The sequence below is a fragment of the Methylobacterium sp. C1 genome, assembly GCF_001854385.1.
Taxonomy (GTDB): domain Bacteria; phylum Pseudomonadota; class Alphaproteobacteria; order Rhizobiales; family Beijerinckiaceae; genus Methylobacterium; species Methylobacterium radiotolerans.
The window spans coordinates 2,051,368-2,065,891 of the sequence record NZ_CP017640.1; the positions used below are offsets into that span (position 1 = coordinate 2,051,368).

A 14,524-nucleotide genomic window follows, 5' to 3' on the forward strand; every position below is an offset into this window, starting at 1 on the left:
CCCTCACACCGTCGGCGCCGCCACCTTCTGGCGCAGGCCCAGGATCACCGCCCGGAGCATCTCGGCCCCGGCCTCGCCGGCATCCGGCAGGGTGCCGGTGCGGGAGGCGTAGATCCGCTCGTGCACGAAGGCGAGCTTGGCGATCACCGCGGGCGTCAGCTTGAACGGGTAGAGCGCCGGCTGGCCCATGCTGTGGGACAGCGAGTTGATCGCGTAGGTGAGCGGCAGCCACGCGGCGATCAGCCGGTCGAGATCCAGGGTGTTGTAGGGATCGAAATCGATCACGGTCGGCGCCGGCGGCCCGGACTGCCCCCGCTGGCGCAGGCGCGGGCGCACGTGCAGCTCGAAGGTCGAGGCGGTCTCCACCGTGTCGACGATGTGCAGGTAATGCGCGAAGGTCTCGGCGAAATCCTCCCACGGATGCGCGGTGGCGTAGGCCGAGACGTAGGCCTCGTCCCAATCGGCCGGCGCGCCCCTGGCGTAGTGGTCCTGCAGGGCCTGGACGTAGTTCAGCCGCTCGTCGCCGAACAGGGCCCGGAACGGTTCCCAGGAGGGGCTGTTCAGCACCAGCAGGTACCAGAAGTAATGCCCGATCTCGTGCCGGAAATGGCCGAGCAGGGTGCGGTAATGCTCGCCGAAGAGGATCCGGCGACGCTCCCGCTCGACGTCGTCGGCCTCGGCGATGTTCATGGTGATCAGGCCGTTGATGTGGCCCGTCAGCACCGGCGGCCCGCCGGAGACGCTCTCGGAGGGGTCGACCAGGAAGTCGAAGGCCAGCCCGTCCGTGTACTGGGCGCGGGTGGCGAGCGGCAGTTCCAGGCGCAGCAGCGAGTAGAACAGCCGGTGCTTGGCCGCCTCGATCGGGCGCCAGCGGGCGAGGTTCCAGGGCTGCGACAGGTCCGGGACCACGCGGTTGTGGCGGCAGGCGGTGCAGTAGATGTCGGGGCTGTCCTCCGGCACCAGCCAGTTGCAGGCCTGCGCGAGGGCGTTGTTGCACAGCCGGTAGCGCCGGCCGGGATCCGCGTAGGCGTGGAAGACCTGCGCCCCGCCCATCAGCGGGTGGGCCGAGAGGCCCTGCGGCTCCAGCGCCGAGACCTCGTGGACCGCGCAGGCGTAGCCCAGCGGCCGCGCGCAGCTCTCGCAGGCGGTCGCCTCGAAGGTGACCGGCTGGTCGCAGGCCTGGCACTGGAAGATCTTCATCGCGCGGTCCCGGGCCGGCGGCCGACCCACCTTCCGGTCAAGCGGGGCCGGGCGGCAAAGTTCCTGCCAGGCGCCGCGGTGCCCGCCCGCCGCACGGAAATTGCTTGTCGGCGGGGCCGTATCGCGTAACCGTGCGGCGGGCGCCGGCGCCAGGGACCGGCGGCGCGACCGCGTTCGATCCTTTCGACGGAGCCATCGTGTCGATCAAAGCCGCCCTGCACCACGTCACGCATTACCGCTACGACCGGCCGATCAGCCTGGGCCCCCAGGTGATCCGCCTGCGTCCGGCCCCGCACGCCCGCACCAAGGTCCCGGCCTACGCGCTCACGGTGACGCCGGCCAACCACTTCCTGAACTGGCAGCAGGATCCCAGCGGCAACTGGCTCGCCCGCCTCGTCTTCCCGGAGAAGACCGACGAACTGAAGATCGAGGTCGACCTCACCGCCGACATGGCGGTGATCAACCCGTTCGACTTCTTCGTGGAGGATTACGCGCAGGTCCGGCCGTTCGCGTACGATCGCGGTCTCGCCGAGGAGCTGGCCCCCTACCTCACCCCCGTCGACGCGGAGGGTCCGGAGATGGAGGCGCTGCTCGCCCGTCTCCCGGAGGAGCCCAGCACCGTCCAGTTCCTGGTGGCGCTGAACGGCCTGATCGCCCGGGAGACCGCCTACGGCGTCCGGATGGAGCCGGGCGTCCAGACCCCGGCCGAGACCCTGCGGCTGAAGAGCGGCTCCTGCCGCGACTCGGCGTGGCTGCTCGTGCAGGTGCTGCGCCGGATCGGGCTCGCCGCCCGGTTCGTCTCCGGCTACCTGATCCAGCTCGTGCCCGACACGACCGCGGTCGACGGGCCGACCGGCGCCGCGGCGGATTTCACCGACCTGCACGCCTGGGCCGAAGTCTACCTGCCGGGCGCCGGCTGGGTCGGGATGGACGCCACATCGGGTCTGCTCACCGGCGAGGGCCACATCCCGCTCGCCGCGACGCCGCACTACCACGCGGCCGCGCCGATCTCCGGCGCCGTCGAGCCGGCCGAGACCACGTTCGACTTCAAGATGACCATCACCCGCGTCGCCGAGACGCCGCGGATCACCAAGCCGTTCCCGGAAGCCGTCTGGGCCGCCATGGACGCGCTGGGCGAGCGGGTCGACGCCGACCTCGTCGCGCAGGACGTGCGGCTGACCATGGGCGGCGAGCCGACCTTCGTGTCGGTGGACGATTTCGAGTCGCCCGAGTGGAACATCGCGGCCGTCGGCCCGACCAAGCGGGGGCTCGCCGACCGGCTGATCCGGCGCCTGCGCGACCGGTTCGGCCCGGGGGGGCTGCTCCATTACGGCCAGGGGAAGTGGTATCCCGGCGAGAGCCTGCCCCGCTGGGCCTTCGCGCTCTACTGGCGCAAGGACGGCAAGCCGATCTGGCGCGACCCGGACCTGATCGCGCCGGAGGTGGTCGCCGGGGAGGCGGGACAAGCCACCATCGCGCAGGCCGAGGCGCTCGCCGGCGCGCTGGCCCGCCGCCTCGGCCTCGCCGACTACGTCTTCCCGGCCTTCGAGGACGGGGAGCTCTGGGAGAAGAAGACCGCGGCGCTGCCGGTCAACGTCACGCCCGGGGCGGCCCGGTCCGGCTCGGCGGAGTTCGACGCCCGGATCAGGCGGGTCTACGCCCGCGGCCTCGGGGAGGCCGCGGGCTACGTCCTGCCGCTCGCCAGCCTGCCGACCGGCCGTGACGGCGACGCCGACAGGGTCTGGATCTCCGAGAAGTGGGAGTTCCGCCGCGGGGCCGCCTTCCTGGTGCCGGGCGATTCCCCGGTGGGCTTCCGCCTGCCGCTGTCGTCCCTGCCCTACGTGCCGCCGGAGCACTATCCCTACTATCAGCCGCAGGACCCGCTGGAGCCCCGCACCGCCCTCCCCGACGGGCATCCCGGCGCGGTCGCCAACGGTGCCGGCGTCACCGGCGTGGCGGTGCGCACGGCCCTGTCGATCGAGCCCCGCGACGGGGTGGTGCGGGTGTTCATGCCGCCGGTGCAGCGCGCCGACGAGTATCTCGAACTCGCCGGCCACCTCGAGGCGGCCGCCGCCGAGCTGAACCTGCCGATCCACCTCGAGGGCTACGAGCCGCCCTACGACCCGCGGATCGGCGTGATCAAGGTGACGCCCGATCCGGGCGTGATCGAGGTGAACGTCCACCCGGCCGCCTCGTGGCGGGAGGCGGTCGCCATCACCACCGACTTGTACGCTGAGGCGAGGCAGACCCGGCTCGGCGCGGAGAAGTTCATGACCGACGGGCGCCACACCGGCACCGGCGGCGGCAACCACGTGGTCATGGGCGGCGTCACGCCGGACGATTCCCCGTTCCTGCGCCGGCCCGACCTGCTCAAGAGCCTCGTGCTCTACTGGCAGCGCCACCCTGCGCTCTCGTACCTGTTCTCGGGCCTCTATATCGGGCCCACGAGCCAGGCGCCGCGCATGGACGAGGCCCGCCACGACGGGCTCTACGAGCTGGAGATCGCGCTGGCCCAGGTGCCGGCCCCGGACGCGCCCAACATCCCGCGCTGGCTGGTCGACCGGATCTTCCGCAACATCCTCGTCGACGTCACCGGCAACACCCACCGGGCCGAGATCTGCATCGACAAGCTCTACTCGCCGGACGGCCCGACCGGGCGCCTCGGCCTGCTGGAGTTCCGCGCCTTCGAGATGCCGCCGGACGCGCGGATGAGCCTCGCGCAGCAGCTCCTGCTCCGCGCCCTCGTGGCCTGGCTGTGGCGCGAGCCGCAGACCGGCGGCTGTGTCCGCTGGGGCACGAACCTCCACGATCGGTTCATGCTGCCGCATTTCCTCTGGTCCGACTTCCTCTCGGTGCTGGAGGATCTCCGGGCGGCGGGGTACGATTTCGATCCGGTCGCCTTCGAGGCGCAGGCCCTGTTCCGGTTCCCGGTCTTCGGCACGATCGAGCAGGGCGGGGTCCGGATGGAATTGCGCCAGGCGCTCGAGCCCTGGCACGTGATGGGCGAGGAAGGGACCAGCGGGGGCACCGTGCGCTTCGTCGACAGTTCGGTCGAGCGGCTGCAGGTCAGGGTCGAGGGCTTCGTGCCCGAGCGGCACGTCATCGCCTGCAACGGCCGCCGCCTGCCCATGACCGGCACCGGCCGCGGCGGCGAGGCCGTGGCGGGGCTGCGCTTCAAGGCGTGGCAGCCGGCCTCCTCCCTGCACCCGACCATCCCGGCCCACTCGCCGCTGACCTTCGACATCCTCGACGCCTGGAGCGGGCGCTCCCTCGGCGGCTGCCGCTACCACGTCGCCCATCCGGGCGGGCGCAACTACGAGACCCATCCGGTCAACGCCTACGAGGCGGAGGGCCGGCGCCTCGCCCGGTTCCAGCCGAACGGCCACACGCCGGGCCGGGTGGAGATGCCCCGCCCGGAATCGAGCGCCGAGTTCCCGCTGACCCTCGACCTGCGGACGCCGGCCCCGCAATGACCGGGGATCCGTGATGGAGGCGGCGCTCGCGGGCAGCCGCGGCCGGGCCGAGCGGCCGGAGGGCGCGCGGGAGCGCGTCGCCCGCTGGTGCGCGGGCTACCGCCCCGCCCCCGGCCGGCCGGACGAGTTCCTGGGCCCCGACGGTTCGCCCCGCGGGGCGTGGCCGCGCCTGCTCGACCGCCTCGGCGGGCTCACCGAGCCGGAGATCATGGCCCGCTTCGTCGCGGCGGAGCGGCACATCCGGGACGCGGGCATCTCGTTCCGCATCGCCGGCGACCAGCGCGAGCACCCCTGGCCGCTGGGCTGCCTGCCCCTCGTGATCGAGGGACCGGAATGGGCGGCGCTCAGCGCCGGGATCGTCCAGCGCGCGGAGCTGATGGAGGCGATCCTCGCGGACGCCTACGGGGAGGGGCGGCTCGTGGCCGAGGGGCTCCTGCCCGCCGCGATCGTCGCCGGGACGCCCGAGTTCCTGCACCCGCTCCACGGGGTCGCGCCCCCCGGCGGCCACTACCTCAAGCTCTACGCCGCCGATCTCGGCCGGGGACCGGACGGGCGCTGGCAGGTGCTCGCCGACCGGACGCAGGCGCCCTCGGGCCTCGGCTGGGCGCTGGAGAACCGCATGGTCCTCGCCCGGACCTTCCCGGACTTCTTCCAGGACCTCCACGTCGAGCGCCTGCCGGCCTTCTTCCAGGCGTTCCGCGACGGCCTGGCGCTCGGTGCCGAGCGCTCGGACCCGCGGATCTGCCTGCTGACCTCCGGCCCGTACAGCAGCACCTACGTCGAGCAGGCGGCGCTGGCCCGCTATCTCGGCCTGATGCTGGTGGAGGGCGACGACCTCGTCATGCGGGACGGGCGCCTGCACGTGCGCACCGTCTCGGGCCTGAAGCGCGCCGACGCCCTGTGGCGGCGGATCGACGCCGACTTCCTCGACCCGCTGGAGCTGAACCCGGCCTCGCGGCTCGGCGTGCCCGGCATCCTGGACGCCCTGCGCAACGGCTCCCTGGTGATGGCCAACATGCCGGGCGCGGGGCTCGTCGAGTCGGCCGCGCTCGCGCCCTATCTCGACGGCATCGCCCGCCGGGTGCTGGGCGAGCCCCTGCGGCTCGGCCACCCGCGCACGTGGTGGTGCGGCGACCTCGAGGGCCTGGCGCACGCGCGGGCCAACCTCGACAGCCTGACCCTGCGCCCGGCCGCCACGCCCCAGCGCGGGGCGGGGCGCGACGCGATCCTGGCCGGCCCGGTCCTGGCGGCGGAGCGGGAGCGGGTCGTGGCGGCCCTGCGCGACCGGCCCTTCGACTACGTCGCCCAGGAGGCGGCGCCGCTCTCGACCATGCCGGGCTGGGAGCGCGGCCCGGACGGCCTGTTCCTGACGCCCCGCCCCTTCGTGGTCCGCGTCTTCGCCGCGCGCACGCCGCTCGGCTGGCAGGTCATGCCCGGCGGCTTCTGCCGGGTCTCGGAGCGCGAGGACGTCGACCCGATCGAGCTGCGGCTCGGCATCCGCTCCGCCGACGTCTGGGTCCTGTCCGAGGAGCCGGTCGCCGCGCCCCTGATCGGCGCGCAGGCGGCCCCGCGGGTGCGGCGGGTCGGCGGCCACCTCCCCGCCCGGGCCGCCGACGGCCTGTTCTGGCTCGGCCGCTACCTGGAGCGCGGCGAGGCGGTGATCCGGCTGGTGCTCGCCCACCTGCGCAGCGTCGGCGACGCGGTCGGGACCGACATCTCGGGCGCCCTCGACACGCCGGCGGCCCTGGCGCTCCGGGCCCTGCTGCACGAGTGGGGCGCCGTCAGTGCCGCCGACCTGCCCACCGCCCGCCTCGCCCAGGAGGCGCTCTCCGGGCGCGACCGGTCGGGCTCGGCCCGGTCCCACATCCTCGCGGCCCGCCGCAACGCCGCCGCGCTCCGCGCCCGCCTCTCCGGCGAGGCGTGGCGGGTCCTGGCCGACCTGAACGAGTTCCTGTCCCTCGACCCCGAGCGGGCCTTCACCGAGTCGCAGCTCGCGGGCCGCGCCGAGCGGGCGCTGAGCCAGCTCGCGGCGCTCGCCGGCCTCACCCACGAGAACATGAGCCGGGCCGAGGGCTGGCACTTCATCGAGCTCGGCCGGCGGATCGAGCGGGCGATCAACACCGGCGCCTTCGCGCTGGCCTTCGCCAACGACGAGGCGACTCCCGGCTGCCTCGGGGTGATGCTGTCCCTGTGCGACTCGCAGATCAGCTACGGGCGGCGCTACCTGCAGGGGGCGGCCCTCGACCCGGTCCGCGACATGGTGCTGCTCGACCCCTACAACCCGCGCTCGATCGCCTTCCAGGCCGAGGCGATCACCCGGCACCTCGCCGACCTGCCGGCGCTCGCCGCGGACGGGATCCCCGAACCGCAGTGCCGCCTCGCCACCCGGATCCTGGCGGAGCTGCGCAGCGGCGAGGCCGCGGATTTCGACGCCGTGCGCCTCACCGCCCTCGCGACCGACCTGGAGCGCCTCGCCGACGGCATCGCGGCCCGCTACTTCCCCACCGGGCCGAACGCGCTGCGCCCCGAGAAGCTGACGGGGCTCGCGTGATCTACACGCTGCGCCACCGCACCGCCTACCGCTACGGCCGGCCAGTGCACTTCGCCCGCTGCACCCTGCGGCTCAAGCCGCAGGATTGCGAGGGCCAGAGCGTGCTGGCGAGCGCCGTCACGATCGACCCGAGCCCCGCCCGCGCGGTGATGCGGCGCGACTATCTCGGGATCGACGCGGTGGCGATCACCCTGGAGACGCCGCACACCGCCTTCAGCGTCGAGGCGCTCTCCACCGTGCGGGTCGAGCGCCCGGCCCCGCCGCCGCCGGAATCCGGGATGCCCTGGGAGCGGGTCCGCGACGCCGTTCTGGCCGGGCGCGACCTCGGCGGCCGGGCGCCGGTGCACTTCCTGTTCCCGAGCACCCGGGTGCCGCTGCTGCCCGCGGTCACCGACTACGCCCGGCCGAGCTTCGCCGCCGGGCGCAGCGCCTACGGGGCGGCCCACGACCTGATGCTGCGGATCGGCCGGGACTTCCGCTTCGATTCCAAGGCGACCACCGTCTCCACGCCGCTCGCCGAATCCTTCGCGCTCCGGGCCGGGGTCTGCCAGGACTTCGCCCACGTGATGATCGCCGCCCTGCGCGGGATGGGCCTGCCGGCGGCCTACGTCAGCGGCTACCTGCGCACCGTGCCGCCGCCGGGCCGGCCGCGCCTGCGCGGGGCGGATGCGAGCCACGCCTGGGTGGCGGTCTGGTGCGGCGCGGGCTGGCTCGGCCTCGACCCGACCAACGGCGTCGCGGTGCGGGACGACCACATCGTGGTGGCCCGCGGCCGCGACTACGGCGACGTGGCGCCGGTCGACGGCATCGTCAGCGGCTCGGGCAAGCAGCGCCTCAAGGTCGAGGTCGACGTCATCCCCGACACCGAGACGCAGGATCTCGCGCTGGTGGGGTGAGGGGGCGCTCCGTCCTCGCGAGCGGAGCGGGGCGGCGCGACATCGGCGGACGTGGCGCTGCGGGATGGCTTCGCGGAGGCGCACCGGTAACGATCGCGGCGTGTCGCGGATGCCGCCCTCACCACATCGTCTTGGCCGCCCGCTCCGGCCAGTCCGCGTCGTAGCGCGCACCGCCGACCGCGCCCGCGGTGAGCGCCGCCAGGATCGCCCCCGGCGTCGGCAGGCTCTCCGGGTCGACGCGGGTGTCCGGATCCCACAGCTTCGCCCGGATGATCGCCCGCGCGCACTGGAAGTAGATCTCCTCCACAGTGATCACGACCGCGGTGCGCGGCGCGTGGCCGTCCACGCTGAAGGACGCGAGGAGATCCGGGTCGGCCGAGATCACCGCCCGCCCGTTCACCCGCAGCGTCGTGCCCGAACCGGGGATCAGGAACAGCAGCGCGACCCGGGGATCGCGCACGATGTTGCGCAGCGAGTCGATCCGGTTGTTGCCGCGCCGGTCCGGCAGGATCAGCGTGCGCGGGTCGGCGACCCGCACGAAGCCCGGCTGGTCCCCGCGCGGGCTGCAATCGAGCCCCTCGGGGCCGGCGGTCGCCAGCACCGCGAAGGGCGAGGCCGCGATCAGCGCCGCGTAGTCCGGCGTGATCGCGGCCGCCACCTTCACCGTGGAGGCGGGCGCCAGGGGCGCGCTGTAGATCGCCTCCAGGGCGGCGAGATCGTCGACGATCATCGCGCCCTCACGCGACCGGGGCCGCCTTGCCGGCCGCGAAGGCTGCGTGCTCGGCGACCAGCGCCCCCGACAGGGCCGCGGCGATCAGGCCGCGGGTCTCGTCGACGCCGTAGAGGGCCACGAAGGAGCCGAACCGGGGTCCGCGCGCCTCGCCGAACAGCACGTTGTAGAGGCTCGTGAACCACGCCTGCGACACGCCGGGCCGCCCGTCCGGGCTCTTGGCCTTGCCGGACGTGTCGGGGAAGTGGCGCCGGCCGACCTCGTAGACCGCCGCCTGCAGCGCCTCCGGATCGGTGGAGCCGGCATGTTCCGTGAGGGTCTCCGCGAGGTCCTCCAGGGCCACCCGCTCCTCGGGCGTCGGCGCCCGGTAGGTCTTGGCCGGCCGCACGAAGTCCGAGAAGTACTTCAGCGCGTGCTTCACCAGCCGGTCGAGGCCCGGATGGGTCTCCGGACCGGTCCGCGGCGCGTAGCGGCGGATGAAGCCCCACAGCACCGCCGGATCCTCGGTGTTGGCCACCGCCGCGAGGTTGAGCAGCATCGCGAAGGTCAGGCTCGCGCCCTCGACCCGCTCGGGCTCCGGCGGGTTGCCGGCGTGGAGGTGCCAGACCGGGTTGCCGAGGCGCAGCTTCGCGTCCTGGCCGGCGTAGCGGTCGAGGAAGCCGATATACTCGTCGACGTGCCGGGGGATCACGTCGAAGAACAGGCGCTTGGCCTCGCGCGGCTTGTTGTACATGAACAGGGCCAGCGATTCCGGCGTGCCGTAGGTGAGCCACGCGTCGATCGTCAGGCCGTTGCCCTTCGACTTCGAGATCTTCTGGCCCTTCTCGTCCAGGAACAGCTCGTAATTGAAGCCCTCCGGCGGCTCGCCGCCGAGCGCCCGGGCGATCTTGGCGGAGAGCTTGACCGAGTCGATCAGGTCCTTGCCGGCCATCTCGTAATCGACGCCGAGCGCCACCCAGCGCATCGCCCAGTCGGGCTTCCACTGCAGCTTGGCGTGGCCGCCGGTCACCGGGGTCTCGTAGCGCTCGCCCGTGGCGGGATCGCGCCACACGATCGTGCCGCTCTCCGCCTTCACCTCGTCGATCGGCACCTGCATCACGTGGCCGGTGACCGGGTGGAGCGGCAGGAACGGCGAGTAGCTCGCCGAGCGCTCGGCCCGCAGCGACGGCAGCATGATCTCCATCACGGCGTCGTAGCGCTCCAGCACGCGCAGCAGCGTCGCGTCGAACACGCCCGAGCGGTAGCACTCGGTCGCCGAGCGGAACTCGTAGGCGAACCCGAACGCGTCGAGGAAGCGGCGCAGCTCGGCGTTGTTGTGCGCCCCGAAGCTGTCATGGGTCCCGAACGGGTCCGGCACGCGGGTGAGCGGCTGGTTGAGGTGCGCGGCCAGCATCTCCCGGTTCGGGACGTTGTCGGGAACCTTGCGCAGCCCGTCCATGTCGTCCGAGAAGGCGATCAGCCGGGTCGGCACCGCGTCGCGGGTGAGCACCCGGAAGGCGTGGCGCACCATGGAGGTGCGGGCAACCTCGCCGAACGTGCCGATATGCGGCAGGCCCGAGGGGCCGTAGCCGGTCTCGAACAGGATCTCGGCCTTGCCGGATTTCTCCAGCCGCGCCACGAGCTTGCGCGCCTCCTCGAAGGGCCAGGCGGCGGCGTTGGCGGCGGCCTCGATGATGTCGGCGTCGAGGGTCAGGGCAGGCGGAGCGGCGGGCATGTCGTCGGGGGTGATCTTCGGGGCTGAACGCGGGTAGGGCGCGCGCACCCTAGAGCGGTTCGCAGCGGAGCGGAACGCCCGGCGGTGCATTGCGGGGTTCCATCGCCGGCCCGCGCGTGAGGCCTGTGACCGCGCACCTGGTCCCGGCTCGGCAGGCGCACGCCTAATCCGCTCGGCTTCCTGATCGGGCCGGGCCGAGGCCCGAATTCCGGATCGCCCATCCTCGCCCTCATCCCGAGGAGCCCTCCGCTGCGCTGGCCGGAGCTCTCCTCCGAGGCCGCCGCGCGGCGCCTCGGGATGAGGGCGAGGATGGGAGGTCGTGAGTCAGACAGGCTCTCGGAGCCCATACCGCGCCCGGACGGCATCCACCGCCGCATCGGTGCAGACTCGCCGCGAGCCCCCTCGGCGTCGGCTTCGTCCTGATCCGCCGCCGCCTCCGGGGGGGAACGGTAAATCGAGCCCTCATCGCCCACCGAGGCCAGCATGAGGCGGGCGATCTCTCCTGAAGGTCCGGGGACAGGCCGCGCGCCGCCCGCGGCCTTCCCGAGCAGGTCCGTCATGGTGCCGTCCGGCAGCCGAAGCCCGGCGGGCAGGATCCCCGCGCGCGATAAAAGCCCTCAGAAGGGGCTCACCGGGAAGAACCGCAGATACAGCTCGGTGTACTTGCCGTCGTCCCAGACCCGCTGGAGCGCGTCGTCCAGCGCCCGGGACAGGGCCGCGTCCTCCTGGCGGGTGATCAGGCCGATCCCCTCCCCGAAATAGCGGTTCTCCAGGTAGTCGCCGCCGGTCAGCGCGCAGCAATTCTCCGCGTCCTGGCCGCCGACATAGAGGGCGAGGTTCAGGCCGTCGGCGAACAGGTAGTCGATCTCGCCGCGCTTGAGCGCGCTCTCGGCCGCCGTGAGGTCTGTGAAGTCCTTGGGCACGGCCTTCGGGAAGAACGCCTTCAGGTAGGCCGCGTGGGCGCTGCCGGCGATGACCCCGACGCTGCGGCCGGCGAGCGCCGCCGCCGAGGGGACCGGCAGGCCCTTGTCGGTCCGGGCCGCGAAGCGCGCCGGCCAGCGGAAATACGGCCGCGTCGCCAGGAATTTCGACCGCAGGGACGCGGTCAGCGGGATGGCGGCCGCGACCACGTCGCCCTGCTTGCCGTCGAGGGCGTCGAGCAGGGTGTCGAAGCGGCGCGCCTGCACCGTGCAGGTGATCGTCAGCTTCTCGCAGACGGCCCGGGCGAGCTCGACCACGAAGCCCGTCGGGTTGCCGTCGGGGCCGGCGAAGTGCAGCGGCGGGAACTCGTCGTCCGTGAGGAAGCGGACCGCCCGCCCGGTCTGCGGCGCCTCGATCCGCTCGCCCCGGCTGCGCGGGTTCCAGAAATCCGGGACCGCGACGGCGGGGGTCGCGGTGCCGCCCGCGGCCCCGGCGGTGGCAGGGGCAGCTGCAGGGGCGGGCGCGGCCGGGGGCGCCGCGGCGCCGGCCGGCCCCGCGCGGCGCGCCGCGGCCGCGGCCGCCGCGATCCGGGATGGGATGGCTGTCCTACCGTCTCTTGACGACCGGGACGGGGTGGTGCTCCTCTCGGAGCGCGGGGGCGGGGACTGGCTCACCCCCCTCCTCTACCACGTCCTGGGGCCACCGGGGGAGCGCGCGGCGTGTCGTTCCAGCGCCCGCCCGCGGGGCCGGAGGCCCTGCCGCCGGAGATCGCCTTCCTGCTGGCCGAGGGCGTCGACGGGCGGCTGCTGGTCCGGGCGGCCGCCGCGGCGGCCGCGGCCGGGACCGACGCGGCGACCGCGCTGATGAATGCCGGCCTGATCGCCGAATCGGCCTACTACGCGGCCCTGGCCCGGGCGCTCGGCGCCCCCTTCCTCGACGGCCCGATCCCGTTCGGCCTGGGCCTGCGCTTCCCCGACAGCCTCGTGGCCGGCCTCGCGCCGCTGGCGCCGGGCGCGGTGGCGCCCTGGGTGCTGGCGCCCCGCGGGCGGGCGATCGCGGACCTCCTCGACGCGGCCGGCCGCGTACCCGGCCGCGCCGCCGTCCCGGCGATCACCAGCCCCACCCGCCTGCGCGAGGCCGTGTTCGCGTCCGTGCCCGGGCAGGTGGCCGATCACGCGGCGCACGATCTGCGGCGGCACAGCCCCGAGCGGGCGGCCGCCCCCGAGCCGGCCCTCCGCTGGCTGCTGGTCCTCGCCCTCGCCGTCGCCGCCGCGCTCTGCCTGTGCGCGGCGCTGCCGGCCCCGCTGGCGCGCGCGGCGATGACGGCCGGGCAGGTCCTGTTCCTGGCCATGGCGACCCTGCGGATCGCGGCCCTCGCGATCGCGGCCCCGGTGGCCGCGGAGGCGGTCGCGCCCCTCGCCGAGGCCGACCTGCCGGTCTACACGGTCCTCGTCCCCCTCCACCGCGAGGCGGCGGTGGTGCCGGACCTGCTCAGGGCGCTCTCCGCCCTCGACTATCCGGCCGCCAAGCTCGACATCAAGCTGCTGCTCGAGGCGGACGACGCGGAGACCGCCGCGGCCCTCCCCCGCGACACCCTCCCGGCCCGGTTCGAGGTGATCACGGTGCCGCCGGGCGGCCCGCGCACCAAGCCGCGGGCGCTCAACGCCGCCCTGCCGCTGGCCCGCGGCGCCCTGCTCACGGTCTACGACGCCGAGGACGTGCCCGATCCCGGGCAGCTGCGGCTGGCGGCCGCCCTGTTCGCGCGCCTGCCCGCGCGCACCGCCTGCCTCCAGGGGCGGCTCGTGATCGACAATGCCGGCGATTCGCGCCTCGCCCGCGCCTTCGCCCTGGAATATGCCGGGCTGTTCGACGTGCTGAACCCGGCCTTCGCCCGCTGCGGCCTGCCGGTCCCGCTGGGCGGCACCTCGATGCACCTGCGCACCCACGTGGTGCGGGCGCTGCACGGCTGGGACGCCCACAACGTCACCGAGGACGCGGATCTCGGCCTGCGCCTCGCGCTGGCGGGCTACACGGTCGGCGACCTGCCCAGCCCGACCTTCGAGGAGGCGCCGGCCCGCCTCGGGCCCTGGCTCGGCCAGCGCACCCGCTGGCTGAAGGGCCTGGTCCAGACGAGCCTCACCCACGGGCGGCGCCCCCTCGCCAACGCCCGCAGGCTCGGCGGCCTGGAGACGCTCTGCGCCGCCGCCCTGGTTCCCGGGACGGTGGTCTCGGCGCTCGCCTACCCGGTCTGCCTCGCCGCGGCGGCGTGGTCCTTCCTGGTCCTGGAGATCCCGGCCGCCCCCGTCTTCCTGGACAACCTCTCCACGGGGCTCGCCATCACGCTGTTCGGGACGGGGCTCGCCGCCCTGGTCCTGCCCGCCCTCGTCGGCTGCGCCCGCCGCGGCTGGGGGGATCTCGCCCGGTCGGTCCCGTGGATGCCGGTCTACTTCCTGCTGGTCAGCCTGGCCGCGTGGCTGGCGCTGATCGAGCTGGTCCGCGCGCCGCTGCGCTGGAACAAGACCCGGCACGGCCTCGCGCGGACCTCCCGCAGCGGCCGGCGGCGCCGGGCGTACCCTGCGACAGCCTGCGACACCGGGCCGGGGCGGGGCGGCGGCGAATGCGCGTCGGCTTGATCTGGATCAGTCGCGCCGGCGCGCGGCGCCGCTAGCCTCGCGCGCCGGCTCCCGCCCGCGCCGCGGGCGGCCGGTGATTCGCCTCGCGGTGGTCCAAGCGATGCCGGCCTATCACCTCCGACGCACCCTCGAGCACGCGGACGGCCGCTGCGGCCTCGCCTTCGCCAGCGACTGCCTGGAGGCGGACGACGCGGAGACGGCGATCCGCAGCGCCCGCGACCTGTGCCGCACCGCCGCCAACATGCTCCTGACCGGGGCGGTGCTGACGGATTCCGTCGGCCGGATCCTGTGGTCGTTCACCCTGGCGCTGGCCCGGGAGCCGCTCTGCGTCCGGCCGACGAGCTGAGGGCCGCGCTGGCAGCCATGCCGGCGGCCGCGCAGATTGGCGCGCCGTGCAACGCCCGCG

Annotated in this window: 9 protein-coding genes; 5 read left to right on the plus strand and 4 right to left on the minus strand. The window is 74.2% G+C overall.

Annotated features, from left to right (window positions below; all coding sequences use genetic code 11):
• Positions 1-3 precede the first annotated feature (3 nt).
• A complete protein-coding gene (locus BKE41_RS09455) occupies positions 4-1,200 on the minus strand; it encodes a putative zinc-binding peptidase (RefSeq protein ID WP_012318603.1) in 1,197 nt (398 codons plus the stop codon).
• A gap of 197 nt (positions 1,201-1,397) precedes the next feature.
• Between BKE41_RS09455 and BKE41_RS09460 the strand changes: the two genes are divergently transcribed.
• Genes BKE41_RS09460 through BKE41_RS09470 form a run of 3 tightly spaced genes read left to right on the plus strand, consistent with a single transcriptional unit; the run spans position 1,398 to position 8,120 of the window.
• Complete coding sequence (locus tag BKE41_RS09460) at positions 1,398-4,673, plus strand: transglutaminase family protein (protein ID WP_071000666.1); 3,276 nt, start codon at positions 1,398-1,400, stop codon at positions 4,671-4,673.
• Positions 4,674-4,686: 13 nt separating this feature from the next.
• Positions 4,687-7,224, plus strand: a complete 2,538-nt coding sequence (locus BKE41_RS09465; protein WP_029359667.1) for a circularly permuted type 2 ATP-grasp protein — start codon at positions 4,687-4,689, stop codon at positions 7,222-7,224.
• The gene (locus BKE41_RS09470; protein WP_070999233.1) at positions 7,221-8,120 is read left to right on the plus strand and encodes a transglutaminase family protein; all 900 of its coding nucleotides are present in this window, start codon (positions 7,221-7,223) and stop codon (positions 8,118-8,120) included. The genes BKE41_RS09465 and BKE41_RS09470 overlap by 4 nt, the downstream gene beginning before the upstream one ends.
• 118 nt (positions 8,121-8,238) lie before the next feature.
• On the opposite strand, the gene BKE41_RS09475 is transcribed toward BKE41_RS09470, so the two are convergent.
• From BKE41_RS09475 to BKE41_RS09485, 3 genes are all read right to left on the minus strand, one after another.
• On the minus strand, positions 8,239-8,850 hold the full coding sequence (locus BKE41_RS09475; RefSeq protein ID WP_043073540.1) for a pyridoxamine 5'-phosphate oxidase family protein: 612 nt from the start codon (positions 8,848-8,850) through the stop codon (positions 8,239-8,241).
• Positions 8,851-8,857: 7 nt separating this feature from the next.
• Positions 8,858-10,564, minus strand: a complete 1,707-nt coding sequence (locus BKE41_RS09480) for a lysine--tRNA ligase (protein WP_070999235.1) — start codon at positions 10,562-10,564, stop codon at positions 8,858-8,860.
• Positions 10,565-11,181: 617 nt separating this feature from the next.
• On the minus strand, positions 11,182-12,159 hold the full coding sequence (locus tag BKE41_RS09485; protein ID WP_199825837.1) for a transporter substrate-binding domain-containing protein: 978 nt from the start codon (positions 12,157-12,159) through the stop codon (positions 11,182-11,184).
• Positions 12,160-12,204: 45 nt separating this feature from the next.
• On the opposite strand from BKE41_RS09485, the gene BKE41_RS09490 reads away from it, so the two are divergent.
• Complete coding sequence (locus tag BKE41_RS09490) at positions 12,205-14,118, plus strand: glycosyltransferase family 2 protein (RefSeq protein ID WP_070999237.1); 1,914 nt, start codon at positions 12,205-12,207, stop codon at positions 14,116-14,118.
• A gap of 100 nt (positions 14,119-14,218) precedes the next feature.
• Positions 14,219-14,464, plus strand: coding sequence for a hypothetical protein (locus BKE41_RS09495; protein ID WP_029361039.1), 246 nt, complete (start codon positions 14,219-14,221; stop codon positions 14,462-14,464).
• Positions 14,465-14,524: the final 60 nt, after the last annotated feature.